This is a genomic window from Suipraeoptans intestinalis (assembly GCF_009696485.1).
Taxonomy (GTDB): domain Bacteria; phylum Bacillota; class Clostridia; order Lachnospirales; family Lachnospiraceae; genus Suipraeoptans; species Suipraeoptans intestinalis.
Window position 1 is genome coordinate 268,675 of record NZ_VULY01000018.1, and the last position, 15,234, is coordinate 283,908.

Here is a 15,234-nt window from a genome sequence, read left to right on the forward strand (position 1 = left end):
CGTTTTACAGATTGCTCCCTAATCCAGATCTACAAAATCCACCTTGAAGGTATCGTCGTCCTCCATATGCCCTCTCTTTTTCTTGGGCTGATTGCTCAACAGATCGTCCAGATCATCGATCATCTCGTCTTCCTCATCGTAGTTTTCATATGGCGGATATGCTTCTGTTTTGAATTTGTCTTCCGGATCCTCTTCCTCTGAGAAGTCGTCCTCGGTAAACTCATCCATCTCTGCAAAATCTTCAAAGTCGTCTTCTTTAAACTCTCCCTTTACCGGTCTGCGCACCGCCGGGCCCAACGCCTTTCCTCCCACTGTTTCTCTTGCCGGAGTTTCCAAGGCTTCTTTCGGTTCCTCCTCCATATCGATCCCATATTCGTCATAAAGATCGTCCAGTTCCAGGTTTCTGTGGCGAAGCTTCACAGCCACAACAAGAAGGAGCAGAAGAAGCAGGGCAAATAAGGCTGCCACGCCGATTCCTACCAGCTTCAGATGATTTTCCACAAAATCCAACACTTTTCCCAGAAGTCCTGTCCTGGCCGTCTTGGTTTCCTGACTGCTGTCCGCCGTAGGCGCCGTATATCTTTGATACGTTTCATCCACCGTATCATACCGGTACAGCCCTTTGTTTCCGTCTGAATTTAACGCATACACCACATAATAGTCCGGTTCATCCATATTCTGCCATGCTGCAAAATCTTTTCCATTCAGTGTCAAAGTCGTTTCCTGATAGTTTTTGGAAAGCTTCACAGAACCGTCGTTGCGAAGAAGTACGATATATCTCTCCTGAGACAGCAAAACCTGCTCAAAAGGCTGAAAGCTTCCTTTTTCTTTGTCATACAGGAAGAAATCGCTGTCTCCCCCATCCACAGGCGTCAGATAAAATGCCGACAGTCCGCTGGCTTCCTGCGTCACCACCTGACAGGTCTCTCCCTCGTAACTCATCTCTCCTTTAGTGAATCCCTGAGGAATGATACTGTCTGAAAAGTCGTTGCTGATATTGTAAGAAGTTCCGTCCACTTCCACTTTCGGTCCGTCTCCCGACGCTTTGGAGGTGGAAGTCTCTTTGTCTTCTTTGATCTTGGAAGGATCTCCTGCTGCGATCGTAACGGTAGAATTGCCATCTGTGATCTGCATGGCCGCTCCCGATGTATCTTTTGCTTCAGAACTGGAAACCTCTATTTTGGCAGATCCCTCTTTCAGCGCCTGAAATTTCAGCCGAAACGTCAGCTTGGAACTGCTGCCGCTTCCTGTGATCGTAAGATTTCCGTCTCCTCCTGTCGTCTGGTCTCCGCTGATAAACTTCAGCATGGAAGCGTCATAGTTCAGTTTGATATTGGCGGAACTGATATTGGAAGAAGAACCCAGGTTCGCCTCCACTTCCACCTCATCTCCTACCTTGGCAGACGGGTCTGAAAACCACAGCTCCGCAGTTGCCGCATGCACTGTCAGCAGGCTGCCGCAAAACAGTACGCATAACATCATCCATGCCACAATCGTTTTTTTCATTTTTTTCATTCCTATCCTTCTCCTTTTTTATACTTCCCCTGTTAGTATTGCGATGTCTGGTCCACAGAGTTCTGTGGTGCATTTCCGCCGCCCGTGACATCTGTGCCTCCACTTTGATTGCCGCCGGTTCCGCCTCCGGTACCGGTTCCGGTTCCCTGGTTATACTGCTGACTGGTGTCGGTGTTAGAATTATTGTAATTGCCGGTATTTTCCAGAGTGCCCTGATTGTAGTAATACTGGCCGTTATTATAGGTCTCCTCCGGCTGCTTCATGATCTCCTGATTCATCTCATTGGAATCCGCATTACGATCTCCTGCTTTGGACAGGATCTTTCCGTTGATCCCTGCTACCGTGGAGGATGGAGAATAGTCTACGCTGTTCCCGTAAAGAAATTTGTGCAGCTGGATCACATTGTCCTCCAGCGTAACCGGGATGACTACGCTTCCCACCTCATTTAAGGTGTCTGTCGTCTTGTCGAAAGGAAACCCTGTCATCTCCCCTAATTTATAAGAAAATGCATCTTTCGCATAATCAAAGATCTCTGCAATCGTAAAGTTGGTGGATACCTGCGGAAATACCTTGTCAATGATCTTATTGATCTGGGGAAGGCTGGCATGCTGCAACTTCTTGATGATCTCGCTTAACACCACTCTCTGTCTCTCCGCACGCTTGAAATCGTCTCCCGCCGTATAACGGATCCTGGAATAGGCCGTGGCCTGGATCCCGTTCAGCGTCTGCACTCCCGTGGCCTGTACCTGCTGAGATGTCTTCCCTGTTACCCGCATGATCTCATCCGAATATCCGTTGATCAGCTGAACCTCGTCCTCCTGTACATCGATCTCCACGCCGCCTACCGCATCGATCACATCGATCATGGCATTGAAATTGACTGTTACGTAATGCTCAATATCCAGATCCAGATTCTTGTTCAGCATGGCAATGGCTTCCTGCGGTCCGCCAAAGGAATACGCTGCATTAGCCTTGTTCAGGCTTCCGTCATCCTGCTCCAGAAGCGTATCCCGGTACACGGATACGATCTTAACCTCCAACGTCTCCCGGTTCAGACTGGCCACCATGATGGCATCGCTTCTGGTGTCCTCATCCAGCTTATTGTCCCTGGAATCCACTCCAAACAACGCTACGTTTAGATAACCGGTTCCCCGCTCTCTTGCTTCCTTGGAAACATTCAGCTTCTCAGGATTCAGTACTGTCGTCTCCATTTTTGACAGCTTACTTGCTAAAAGAATCGCCCCTGCGGCTGCTACAAGAGCCAGGGTTCCTCCAAAAATGGCTCCAATTTTCTTTCCCAGCGACCATGAAGAAAATCCCCTCTTCTCTCTTCTTCCTCGTCTGTAACGTCTTCTCCTCTTCGCCATTATTGATTGTCCTTTCTGTTCTTTATACATATCTGTATCATTTTACATTATTTCTTTGATAACTTCAAGAAAAACAGGGGAATTCCCCTGTGCCGCCTGTTTTCCTTTCTTTTTCTTCGGTATCTGAAACTTTAAACGGCTTTTTTCTTCTTCCAGTACCACCCACTCCCAGAACACCGGCGTACCAGCCACATAGGCAGCTTTTTATAGCGTTTTCCCAACTGATATCCTAAAAACTTACATCCGGTCTTGTAGAAAAATGGCAGGAGAAGGTAAAACCTTCCTCCGGTAAGCAAATGCCTCGCCGTTTTCTTTACCAGACGGATTCCCTCTCCTTCCGAAGAAACCTTTGAAAAAATCTCCGGGTGATCCGCCTGGGAAACTCCCATGTCAAAATTTCTCCGAAACTGCTGAACCCCGGAATAATTGTGGGAATGTACCACCTTTGCCTCTGCCGTATAAGCTACCTTCCCTCCCTTTTCCAGTAGTCTTGCAGCAAAGATCATATCCTCGTTAAAAATTGCTTTCCTGGGAAAGCCTCCCACATACTCATAGATATCTCTTCTGTAGGCCGCGCACACATCGGAGCAGAAAAATGTCTTGATCCCAAGTTCTTCCAGGTCCTCCCCGCTCTTTACCCGTGACGTTTCCGGGTAGTTAAACTGTCTGGTATACCGCTCTATTTCATCACAGTCCTCACAGGGAAGCTGCCTTCCATAAGATACCCCGATCTTTCCATCCTCCCAGAAGGGCCTAAGAAGCGCCTCTAGCATCTTCTCGTCATGCGGGACTGCATCCTGCGTTAAAAAAGTCAGAATGGGCGCATCTGAAAGCTGAAACGCCAGATCTCTGGTTCCCCCATGGTCAAACTGATCCTGAGGGATCTCGTGTACTTTCACCCCCGGGATCTTATAGAAATCCTCCGGAAAATAATCCGATCTTGTATTGATCAAAAGAATATGGCGGATAGGATAGCTTTGACGTCCCAATCGCCTTATGATCTCTCTGACCCTCTCATCAGGGCGATAGGTCAGGATAACCACGTCCACTGTTACCGGTGTTTTCATCCATCTATCCTCTCTTTTCTTTCTTGTCCCAGCCTACTGCCACATATATGATTCCCGTCAGTAAAAACCAAAGCCAGGTTGCCGGATTGCTGAACCAGGTGGTAAAAAAGGAGAATCCCAGATAGATGGCCAGTTGTCCATAAAACAGGCAGGCAATGGGATTATCGCTTTTCTTCACGAAATTCATCAGTTTTTTGGAAATCCACCCCAGGACCGCCGCAAAAAGAAATACCCCTGCCACGCCAAAATCATAGTATGCATCATAAAACAGGGTCAATGTGGTGAGTTCCGGTTTTGTGATAAAGATCGGCAGACTGGCAACCTGCGGAAAATGGAACTTCAGACCGGTCAGCACAAAAAACGGGAACAGCATACGCAATCCGAAGGAATGCCCTGTCAGTCCCTTTACCAGTACATTAAAGTTGTCATAGTTGTTCGTGATATAAATATAAGGCTGAGAAATAAACAACGGCGTTCCGGTCCATTTCATGGCAAAGATCCTGTTGATGTATTCCAGATCATGCTGTCTGAGCAGCGTGGAGATCACATAAACCGGCAGGATCACCGCCAGAAGCTTTGCCATCATTTTTAAAGACATGCCCTTTCTGGTCATGATATAGGTGATCAGCGCAAAAGAAACTGCAAATACCAGTTGGAAATGTGACAGGCAAAGAGCCGGGATCAGGATCGCCATACTGTTTATGACAGCCAGCAGTCCCCCTCTCGTCCTTTTCTTTTCTTCTGCTATCCTGCTATACAGCACTGTCATGGCCGGAATCAGGATGCAGCTTAGTGTCAGGCTGTGAACGCCTGCCATATGGAGTTCCGAGTAAGCCAGATTTTTAGAAGCCAGAATGGGCAGGAATCCAATGTGGCTGATCTCTATCACAAAGCAAATGGCTGACACAAAAAACAGTACCAGAATACACACGAACATCCGATCCGCCCGCCTTTGCTCTCTGTCCGGCTCTCTGTCTTCTATCTCCTGGTAGTTTTCTTTCCATTCATATCCGATCCCAAAGCCAATATACGCCAGAAAAAAGCAAAGCCAGGTCAGATAATGCCAGTCCGTCTGAATTTCAGACAATTTGAGGCAAGCCAGCCCCTGCCCTCCGATCCAGGCCAGGCTAAACAAGGCGCGCAGCTCTACTAGCTTTTTGCTTTCTCTGACCAGGTGGATGTAAAGATACAGGGCTTCTCCCATTAAAATCAGACCGGACAGTATATAAAGTCCTGCCAAAGACGCAATATAGCTGGCAAAATATGCCAGCATATATGTTCCGTATTCCATTATGATCTTATTGCGATTCCTCATTTGACGCTTCCCCTCCAAAGCTTGTCTGCATCTCTAATGTATCTTCTGTGATTCCGGTCAGGGATATAATATCCGAATGAACTTCCCAGACTTTGGAAGAAGGCTCATACAGCTCGTCCCCGAACAGCGCCGCATGCAGACGTTTTACATTATCCGCCATGTTAATGGGGACTACATAGGATCCTTCGTGGTCCGCCACCTCTTCACTGGTAGTGACAGAATAAGGGAAGCCGGAGGTTTCCACAATGTTATATTTTGCAGCGTTTGCCGCAAATCCCAGCATATTGGGAAGGGTAAGGTTGGTAGAAATCTGCGGAAACACCTTATCTACGATCTTGTTCAGCGTAAAGAGATTTGCCTTCTTCGCCTTCTCCGCCACCTTTTCCAGTACGATCCTCTGACGTTCTGTCCGTTTAAAGTCATTTCCTTCCGTATACCGGATACGGGCATAGGACACCGCATGGACGCCGTCCAGCAGCTGAACCCCCGCCTCCTCTTTGATATCCTTCATTTCCTGCCCCACTACCTTGGACGTTTCTGCCGCATACCCGTTGGTATAGAACGCTTCTTCTGCCGTCAGGTTGACCTCAATCCCGCCCAGCTCATCGATCACATCCACCAGCGCGTTAAAGTTGACGCTGACATAACTCTGGATATCCAAATCCAGATTCCGGTTCAACATACTGATAGCTTCCTGAGGTCCTCCCATGGTGTAGGCAGAATTCGCCTTTTCGTAGCTTCCATTCGACTGCTGCAGCAGTGTATCTCGAAAGACAGATATGATCTTCACATCATTTGTCTGATTGTTGATGCTGGCGATCATAATGGTATCGCTTTGCACTCCGCCGTCCAACTCCCCTTCCCTGGAATCCAGACCAAACAAGGCAATGTTGGTGTACTCTCCGGTGTCCTTATACACCTCCAGCTTTTCTTTGTCCAGTGTCCTGGTATCCAGCATATCCAGCTTGAAGATCCCGTAGGCCACCACGCATAAGACGGACAATATGATAAGTTCAGATATCAGGATAAACGCCCGCTTTCTTCCCCTTTTTTTTCTCAGCTTTCTGCGTTCCTTCTCCGTCATTCTGTCTGTATGTTTTCTACTCATCCTGCTTCTCCTTTAACTGTATGTATCTTCCTCTCAAAGGGATACGCTAGTATGCATTTTTATTGATGAACCCTTTAAAAAATGTCAGGAACAAGATTTTAAAATCAAATCCCATGGTCCAATTTTCAATGTAGTACAGATCATGCTCGATCCTTCCGCTGATAGAGGTGTCGCCTCTGTATCCGTTTACCTGCGCCCAGCCGGTCAGCCCGGGTCTCACCTGGTGTTTGATCATATACCTGGGGATTTCTTCCTTAAACTTTTCCACAAACTGCGGGCGTTCCGGGCGCGGCCCCACCAGACTCATGTCCCCCTTCAGCACATTGATAAACTGTGGAAATTCGTCGATACTGGTCTTCCGTATAAATCTTCCTATAGGGGTCACTCTCGGATCGTTTTTCACAGTCCAGCCCGCCTTTTCGGCAGATGCCTCCTGTACCACCATCGAGCGGAATTTGTACATAGGAAAAGGACGGTTCTGAAGTCCGATGCGCACCTGCTTAAAGATCAAAGGTCCCGGTGACGTCACCTTGATAATGACAGCTACCGCCAGCATGATCGGCGAAAACAAAATCAGTGCCACAAGAGCACCAAAAATATCCACGATCCGTTTCATAAACCCATTGAAAGGATTGCTCAAGGGCACCCTTCGGATATTGATCACCGGAAGTCCCTGCAGATCTTCCGTGTAAGGCTTGGTAGGGATGATATTGTTATAGTCCGGTATAAATTTGGTATGTACTCCTGATTTTTCGCACATTCCCACAATATGAGCCAGCTTATGATACTCTGCCAGTCCCAGGGCAATGGCAATCTCATCCAGCTTGTTTTCCGGCAGTACCACCTGCAGATTTTCCGTGCGTCCCAGTACCTTGACTCCTTTGTACTCTCCTCCTCTGGGAACATTGTCCGCCAGGATCCCCCGGATGATATACCCCCACTCCGGATTGGCTTTGATCCGGTCGATATACTGCTCTGCCGCCCGGCTATAGCCGATCACCAGGATATGTTTCTGGTTGTATCCTTTCCTTCGCAGATCCCGCAGACCTTCCCGGATCAGGTTCCGGACAGTGATCTCCACAAACACATTCACACAAAAAAAGATAAAGATCATGGTTCTGGAGATATCGGAATATTTCAGCAGATACAGCCCCAGGATAAACAGAAGCAGCCCGATTCCATTGGCCTGGATGATATTCCATGCTTCCAGTCGTCTTCCCTGTACCCGCTTTGGTGTGTAAAGCTGAAACAAAAAGTACAGCAGCAGGTAGACCGGAACGATGGCCACAAGGATCTTAGCGTACTCCTTCAAGGAAAAAAACCAGGGATCCAGTTGGAAGATCCCGCTCTTAAATCGCAGATACCATGCAGATATATAAGAAAAAACGATTACGATGCCGTCCAACACCACATGCAGTCTGTTTAGTAGCTTCTGATTATCCTTAATCACGTAATTCACCTGTTTTCTTAAGATTCTGTAGCATTTGACAAGAAAAATCATAAATGTCAACAAACATCATACAATATTTTTCCTCCTACGACAACCCATTGCACATGATTTTCTCTTAACAGTTTCTTAATAATTGTAATATTTGTGAAACACTTGTTTTTTCTCTTCCGCCACTTCCATCCCCTTTTCCGGAAGGGATTCCCTCTTCTTTTCCATTTTTTTATAGAACATTCTTCTGTTCTTTGTTATACTGACATCAGTATTTTATGGAAAGAAGAATGAGGCAATGAACATGAAAGTAACAATCGTGATCCCAAACTATAACGGAAAGCATTTTATGGAGCCCTGCCTTGCGTCTCTGATGCGGCAAACCTACAGGGATTTTGATATTCTGGTAGTAGACAACGCGTCCTCCGACGACAGCGTATCCTACATGAAGGAGCACTATCCCCGGATCCGCCTGATCTGTCTGGAAAAAAACTACGGCTTCAGCAAGGCTGTCAACACCGGGATCTGCCACAGCACCACTCCTTATGTCATTCTTCTGAACAATGACACCACGGTGGATCCTGACTATGTAAAGGAAATGGTGGCCGCCATAGAACAGTCTCCTTCCATCTTTTCCGTCAGCAGCAAAATGATCCAGATGTATCACCCGGATCTGATCGACAGTGCGGGAGATCTTTATACCCTCCTTGGATGGGGCGTATGCCGGGGCAGCGGACGTCCGGTTTCAAATTATAGCAAACCGGATGTTATCTTTACCGCCTGCGCCGGAGCCGCCATCTACCGCAGAGATGCCTTTCAGCGTATCGGACTCTTTGATGAAAGCCACTTCGCCTATCTGGAGGATATTGACATCGGATATCGTGCAAGGATCTACGGATATCAGAACCGCTACTGTCCCACCGCCCTGGTCTTCCATGTGGGCAGCGGAACCAGTGGTTCCAAATATAATTCCTTCAAGGTAAAGCTGTCCGCCCGCAACAGTGTTTATCTGAATTACAAAAATATGCCGTTTTTGCAGCTTTTGCTGAACAGTCCCTTCCTTCTCTTGGGCTATCTGGTTAAATATGCCTTTTTTGTCAGGATCGGTTACGGCAAAGATTACCGAAAGGGATTGTCCGATGGGATCCGCACCCTTTCCACGCAAAAAAAAGTACCCTTTCAGCCCTCTCATTTTTTCCATTACTGTCAGATCCAATGGCAGCTGATCCGGTATACCTTTGATTATGTGAGAGACTGGTTTTCCCGGAAGCTGTTTCACAGATAATCTCTCTTCTCCAAAACACTGCCGCAGGCGTTTTATCCTATAACTCGCAGGCGATCCTTTTTCGTTCTTATTGATCGCCCGCCAATTATCCTGACAGCTAAAAAGACCCGCCGGAGAATATTTCTCCGGCCCGGGTCTTTCTTTTTGGATACCTGTCTGTTCTTTTCCGCAGATGTTCCGTGATTTTAGTAGGTTACGATAGTAGTTCCATAAGGAACAACGTCATAGATCCATTTTGCACACTCGATGGGAAGGCGCACACACCCGTGAGAGGTGCCGATTCCAAGCCGTCCGTCCCAGAGCCGTCCGTTACTCTTCAGATAAGGCAGAGAATGGAACAGATAATCTCCATAGATCTGGGTGTACCAGTACAGGCGCACTCCGCCTGAATCAAAATGATGTCCCTTACTTCCCACGTGGAACACACCTTTGACTGTGGGGGTTCCCGGCGCTCCCGAAGCGCAGTCCCAATACTGTACATTGCTCCAGTTGCCCTGGGATCCATGGAAGATCGCCACCTTGTTGGCGGTACAGTCTACCAGGATCAGGTAAGGCGTGGGGCTGGAATATCCGTTGGCTCTTACCTGCATGGAATATACATCCGAAGAGATCCATTTCCCGGAAGCATCCACCCAGAAGGAATCAATGTAACGATTTTTCGCCATAGCTCCGTATGGTCCTCCTCGCTGGTCCCCCCGCTGATAGAAATAATACCAGGCGCTTCCGACACGCTGCCAGCCAGTCAGCATCTGCCCTTTTCCCGGCGCCAGATAGTACCATTCCCCATCCGGACAGATCCAGCCTTCTGCCATGCTTCCATCCCCATGGAAATAGTAACACGCTCCCGCAATTTCTCTCCAGCGTCCGTGTTCCATTTTATTTCCGTTTTCCGGATCCAGATAATACCACTTTCCTCTTTCCCATGCCCATCCGGCCGCTTCGCTTCCGTCTGTTCTAAGGTAATACCAGTCATTTCCTTTTTGCAGCCAACCGGTACGCATCGCTCCCGATGCATCAAAATAATACATCTGTCCGTCTATCTTCTCCTCTGACTTTAGCAACATAAGCCCTTTGTGGGGGGATTCCTCTGTTCCTTCCATAAAGTAATAGCACTTTCCAGCAATCGAACCCCATCCCTTCAACAGCTTGTCTCCTCCGGTCTTATAATAATACCAGCCTTCCGGAGCCAAAAACCAACCTGTATGCATGCTTCCATCTGCCAGAAACCTATAAGTAGCACCGCCTATCTGCTTCTCCTGATCTTTCAGCATCCTGCCCGGAAGCAGCGGATCCTGCCCATCCAGATAATACCATTTGTTTTTGTGTAAGAGCCATCCATTTGCCCGATCACCTTCCGTGTTATAATAGAGCCAGTCCTCTCCCTGAAGGTACCAGCCTTTTTTCATGACACCGTTTTCATCGAAGCGGTAATACTTTCCTCCAATCTCTCTTTCTCCGGAAACAGCCATCCTGCCAGGGTATTCTGAGTCCTGTCCGTCCAGGTAGTACCACTCTCCCTTATAAAGAAACCAGCCCGCATAACGCTGTCCCTGCACCGCATAATAGTACCAGCCTGACTCCTTTTGGATCCATCCTTTGTAGGTCTTTTCTTTTTCTGCTTCTGATGGATCAGTCCCCTCAGATTCCGATTGTTTTTTTTCAGCAGCCTCTCCAGCCGGCTCCTTCTTTTCTTCCTGTCCGGAAACCACTGCTCCCTCTGTTTTCCCGTCCGCCTGCCCTTCTCCTGATACCTGGCTGTCTGCTTCTGAAGATTCTATCGCATCCTCAGCTACCGGCTGGCTTTTGTTTTCTTCTGCCTGCACATTCCATGAGAGCAGAGCCAGAAATGCTGCCATGCACCACATTCCGATTATTTTATTCCACCATTTTGTTTTTTTCACTTTCACAGCCCTCTTCTTATTCTTCTCCAAAATGAAAGGTCCTGTCGATCCCTTCCCACAGCTGATCCTTTTCGCTTAAAAGCAGAGGCGTCCCGTCCTTCATACAATATCCTTCCGACGAGGCGCTTCCTGCATATGTTCCCGACAGTTCGGGCCACTCCACGCCGATTTCAGGATCGTTCCATGCCAGTCCGCCTTCATCTCCCGGATGGTAAAAGTCTGTGCATTTGTAGCAAAATTCTGCCACATCACTCAATACCAGAAAGCCGTGGGCAAATCCTTCCGGAATATAAAACTGCTTTTTATTTTCTTCCGTCAGCTCTACACCGAACCACTTTCCAAAGGTACTGCTTCCCTTCCTCAGATCCACTGCCACATCAAACACACTTCCCTTAATGGCACGCACCAGCTTTCCCTGTGGAAATTCTTTCTGAAAATGCAGACCACGCAACACTCCTTTTCGGGAGCAGGATTGATTGTCCTGGACAAACTTCATGGACAATCCCGCCTCTTCCATGTCCTTTTGATTATAGGTCTCCATAAAATAGCCTCTGGAATCTCCATGCACGGCCGGTTCAATGATACACAGCCCCTGAATTCCGCCTGCATTTCTTTCTACTTTGATCTGTCCCATACACTTGCTCCTTAATAATCTATTTCTTTCAAATATCTGGCGAGAGCGTCCTGCCATGTGGGCAGAGGCGCAAATCCCGACGCCGTCAGCTTGCTACGGTCCAGCCGGCTATTAAAGGGCCGTGCCGCCTTGGAAACTCCGTATTCTGCCGTAGTCACCGGCGTCACGGTAAGTCTGGACGCATCATAGGCTTCATGCCCCAATTCCCTGGCCTGTCGAAAAATCTCCTTGGTAAACTCATACCAGCTGATGTATTCTCCCTCGTTGGTGGCATGATAGTATCCATACTTTTCTGTCAGGATCATATCTACCAGGAGCCTTGCCAGATCCAGCGTATAGGTAGGCGTCCCGATCTGATCGCACACCACCTTTAAGGTATTTCTGGTCTTTCCCAGATCCAGCATGGTCTTGATAAAATTCTTTCCATTTTTTCCAAAGACCCATGCGATCCGCACGATAAAATATTGATCCAGGCACTCGGAGACTGCCAGTTCTCCCTTTAACTTTGTCTCCCCGTATACGTTGAGCGGAGCATACTCCTTGCAGTCCGGATCCCACGGCTTTTCTCCCTGCCCGTCAAACACATAGTCCGTGCTGATATACACCATTTTGCATCCCAGTGCTTTGCAGGCGCTTGCAATATGCTTCGTACCAAGCACATTCACTTTGTAAACGATCTCTCTGTTTGCTTCTTCTTCCGCCGCATCCACCGCCGTCCAGGCAGCACAGTGCACCACTACATCCGGCGCCGTCTCCGACAGAACTTTTTGCACGGACATCTCTTCCGTGATATCCATCTGTACATAAGGCATACGGGTCACGGCAGTCCCATCTTCCACACCGCTGTAAGTTTCCCGGATATCAGAGCCGATTCCTTCTATTCCACGGGCTGCCAGTTCGTTCATAACGTCATGCCCCAACTGCCCGGCAACGCCTGTTACCAATACCTTCATGCCTACATGCCCTCCCTGTTTCCGTACATCTTCTCGTAATAGTTCTGGTATTCTCCTGACAGGATAGTCTCCCACCACTCTTTATGTTCCAGATACCACCGAATGGTTTTCTGGATCCCGTCTGCAAATTTGGTTTCAGGAAGCCATCCCAGCTCTCTGTGGATCTTAGCCGGATCAATGGCGTAGCGCATATCATGTCCCTTCCTGTCCGCCACATATGTGATCAGGCTTTCCGGCTTGTCCAGCGCCTTACAGATCATCTTTACGATGTCGATATTTGCCATTTCATTATGGCCGCCAATGTTATAGACTTCTCCCACTTTTCCCTTGTGGATGATCAGATCGATGGCTTTGCAGTGGTCTTCCACATACAGCCAGTCTCTGACATTTTCCCCTTTTCCGTAGACCGGAAGAGGTTTATCGTTCAGTGCATTTGCGATCATCAGAGGGATCAGCTTTTCCGGGAAGTGGTAGGGTCCGTAGTTATTGGAACATCTGCTGATGGTCACCGGAAGTCCATAGGTTCTGTGATATGCCAGCACCAACAGGTCTGCCGCAGCCTTGGAAGAGCTATAGGGGCTGCTGGTATGGATCGGCGTTTCCTCTGTAAAGAACAGATCCGGTCTGTCCAGCGGAAGGTCTCCGTATACCTCATCTGTAGATACCTGATGGTATCTCTTGATCCCATAAGTCCTGCAGGCATCCATCAGCACCGCCGTCCCCTTGATGTTGGTATCCAGAAATACTTCCGGATCTTCAATGGAACGGTCTACATGGCTTTCTGCCGCAAAATTAACCACCATATCCGGCTTCTCTTCTTCAAACAGACGGAATACCGCTTCTCTGTCTGTAATGCTGGCCTTAACGAACCGGAAGTTGGGGTTGTCCATAACGGATGCCAGTGTGGACAGGTTCCCTGCGTAGGTCAGGCTGTCCAGACACACGATCCGGTATTCCGGGTATTTGTCTAACATATGAAATACAAAGTTGCTTCCTATAAATCCGGCTCCTCCGGTTACGATTATCGTCATTCTTTTTCTCCTTTTCTCTGCTATATTCCTAATACAGTCCGTCCTGGTACTTTCCATCAATTACGTCTTTCAAGTATTGTCCATACTGGTTTTTCTTTAACACTTCATACACTTCCAGTACATCTTCCTGGGAGATCCATCCATTGAGAAACGCGATCTCCTCCAGGCATGCGATCTTCCGGTGCTGATGGGATTCCACCGTCTTTACAAAGTTTGTCGCTTCCACCAGGCTCTCATGGGTTCCTGTGTCCAGCCAGGTAAATCCCTGTCCCAAAAGCTCCACGTTCAATCGGTTTTCTTCCAGATATACCCGGTTCAGGTCGGTGATCTCCAGTTCCCCTCTGGCGCTTGGCTTCAGCGCTTTGGCATACTCCACCACCTTATTGTCGTAAAAGTACAGTCCGGTCACGCAATAGTTGCTCTTTGGCTTCTGGGGTTTCTCTTCAATGGAAATTGCCCTTCCCTGTCTGTCAAACTCCACGATTCCGAACCTTTCCGGATCATCCACATAATATCCAAACACCGTCGCCCCTTTTCCTGAACTGGCATTTTCCACAGCAGCCTGCAGTCTTTTTTTCAGACCATGACCGGCAAAAATATTGTCTCCCAGCACCATGGCAACGGTATCTTTTCCGATAAACTCCTCCCCAATGATGAATGCCTGTGCCAGTCCGTCCGGGCTTGGCTGCACTGCATAGGACAGCTGCACCCCAAACTGTTGCCCGTCTCCCAAAAGTTCCTGGAACCTGGGTGTATCCTGCGGCGTGGAAATGATCAGGATTTCCCGGATCCCCGCATTCATCAGAACAGACATCGGGTAATAGATCATCGGCTTATCGTAGATCGGCAGAAGCTGCTTCGACGTAACTCTCGTCAGTGGGTAGAGCCTCGTACCAGAGCCTCCTGCCAGAATAATTCCTTTCATGTAAGTTACCTCCTTTAACATCCTTTTATTTATATGGCCTGCCCGCTTTCCCGCAAGAGACACAACCTCTTACAAAAGCCTGCAGCACTTGTCCCTTTCCGACAGGTGTAGATTAAAACAGGGACAGATAGCCTGGATATTCAGCATGTCCTGTCGTCAGCACTTGCCCGTCTACCGTGATTTGTATGCCCATGCAGCCATAGGCAGTCATAAACGTATTGGCCACTCCTCCTATGGTCAGATATTCTCCCGTGGTCCCCAGAGTTCCTACATAATCCTGGAAGGCTGTATTCAGATCCAGGTGCAGCATGGATTGTCCGTCCACCTGTGTCATCTGACAGTCATTTACCTGGATCCCTTCCGGAATCACCCTCTTTTCTGTCAGGCATCTTAATACCTCACCCGCCGTAAGGCTGCTCACTTCCGCCTCCTCCTGTACAAAGCCGTCGGCATTTTCATTGGAAACATAAACGGTTATCTTCTGCACCACCTGCGGTTCCTGAGATGGCTGCTGCGTCTGTTCCTCCGGGTTTCCCTCTTCCTTTGCCTCCTGCGTGTCAGTGCTTTTTTCCTGCTTTTTCTCTTCCGTACTCTTCGTCGTTTTCTTTTCTGTCTTCTCTTCCTGCTGCTTTTGGCATCCAAATGCCAGTACAGCAACCAGACTGATCAAAATCACCCATTTTAATTTCTTCATA

Annotated in this window: 13 protein-coding genes; 1 reads left to right on the plus strand and 12 read right to left on the minus strand. The window is 48.2% G+C overall.

The features are described 5' to 3' along the window. Positions 1 to 18: 18 nt before the first annotated feature. From FYJ34_RS01995 to FYJ34_RS02020, 6 genes are all read right to left on the minus strand, one after another. Positions 19 to 1,515 (minus strand): cohesin domain-containing protein, encoded by a 1,497-nt coding sequence (locus tag FYJ34_RS01995; RefSeq protein WP_154475801.1) that lies wholly within the window; start codon positions 1,513 to 1,515, stop codon positions 19 to 21. Positions 1,516 to 1,547: 32 nt separating this feature from the next. After that, positions 1,548 to 2,882 carry an LCP family protein gene (locus FYJ34_RS02000; RefSeq protein WP_154475803.1) on the minus strand — a complete coding sequence of 445 codons (1,335 nt, stop codon included), beginning with the start codon at positions 2,880 to 2,882 and terminating at the stop codon, positions 1,548 to 1,550. A gap of 131 nt (positions 2,883 to 3,013) precedes the next feature. Further along, entirely contained in the window at positions 3,014 to 3,949 is a 936-nt protein-coding gene (locus FYJ34_RS02005; protein WP_154475805.1) for a glycosyltransferase family 2 protein, read from the minus strand. A 4-nt stretch (positions 3,950 to 3,953) separates the two neighbouring features. Next, positions 3,954 to 5,264: an O-antigen polymerase gene (locus FYJ34_RS02010; protein WP_154475807.1), complete on the minus strand. Its 1,311-nt coding sequence runs from the start codon at positions 5,262 to 5,264 to the stop codon at positions 3,954 to 3,956. Then, complete coding sequence (locus tag FYJ34_RS02015) at positions 5,248 to 6,372, minus strand: LCP family protein (protein ID WP_154475809.1); 1,125 nt, start codon at positions 6,370 to 6,372, stop codon at positions 5,248 to 5,250. The genes FYJ34_RS02010 and FYJ34_RS02015 overlap by 17 nt, the downstream gene beginning before the upstream one ends. Before the next feature lie 46 nt (positions 6,373 to 6,418). Further along, positions 6,419 to 7,822, minus strand: coding sequence for an undecaprenyl-phosphate glucose phosphotransferase (locus tag FYJ34_RS02020; RefSeq protein ID WP_276959454.1), 1,404 nt, complete (start codon positions 7,820 to 7,822; stop codon positions 6,419 to 6,421). A 292-nt stretch (positions 7,823 to 8,114) separates the two neighbouring features. On the opposite strand from FYJ34_RS02020, the gene FYJ34_RS02025 reads away from it, so the two are divergent. Beyond that, positions 8,115 to 9,095 (plus strand): glycosyltransferase family 2 protein, encoded by a 981-nt coding sequence (locus FYJ34_RS02025; protein ID WP_154475811.1) that lies wholly within the window; start codon positions 8,115 to 8,117, stop codon positions 9,093 to 9,095. A gap of 185 nt (positions 9,096 to 9,280) precedes the next feature. On the opposite strand, the gene FYJ34_RS14110 is transcribed toward FYJ34_RS02025, so the two are convergent. The 6 genes from FYJ34_RS14110 to FYJ34_RS02055 form a co-directional block, all read right to left on the minus strand. Continuing rightward, complete coding sequence (locus FYJ34_RS14110; protein WP_154475813.1) at positions 9,281 to 10,996, minus strand: L,D-transpeptidase family protein; 1,716 nt, start codon at positions 10,994 to 10,996, stop codon at positions 9,281 to 9,283. A 16-nt stretch (positions 10,997 to 11,012) separates the two neighbouring features. Next, the gene (gene rfbC, locus FYJ34_RS02035) at positions 11,013 to 11,630 is read right to left on the minus strand and encodes a dTDP-4-dehydrorhamnose 3,5-epimerase (protein ID WP_154475815.1); all 618 of its coding nucleotides are present in this window, start codon (positions 11,628 to 11,630) and stop codon (positions 11,013 to 11,015) included. 11 nt (positions 11,631 to 11,641) lie between these two features. Next, positions 11,642 to 12,583 carry a dTDP-4-dehydrorhamnose reductase gene (gene rfbD / locus FYJ34_RS02040; protein WP_154475817.1) on the minus strand — a complete coding sequence of 314 codons (942 nt, stop codon included), beginning with the start codon at positions 12,581 to 12,583 and terminating at the stop codon, positions 11,642 to 11,644. A gap of 2 nt (positions 12,584 to 12,585) precedes the next feature. Then, positions 12,586 to 13,614, minus strand: coding sequence for a dTDP-glucose 4,6-dehydratase (gene rfbB / locus FYJ34_RS02045; protein ID WP_154475819.1), 1,029 nt, complete (start codon positions 13,612 to 13,614; stop codon positions 12,586 to 12,588). 28 nt (positions 13,615 to 13,642) lie between these two features. Further along, positions 13,643 to 14,539: a glucose-1-phosphate thymidylyltransferase RfbA gene (rfbA, locus tag FYJ34_RS02050; protein ID WP_154475821.1), complete on the minus strand. Its 897-nt coding sequence runs from the start codon at positions 14,537 to 14,539 to the stop codon at positions 13,643 to 13,645. 112 nt (positions 14,540 to 14,651) lie between these two features. Next, positions 14,652 to 15,233, minus strand: a complete 582-nt coding sequence (locus FYJ34_RS02055; protein WP_154475823.1) for a GerMN domain-containing protein — start codon at positions 15,231 to 15,233, stop codon at positions 14,652 to 14,654. Between the last annotated feature and the right edge of the window lies 1 nt (position 15,234).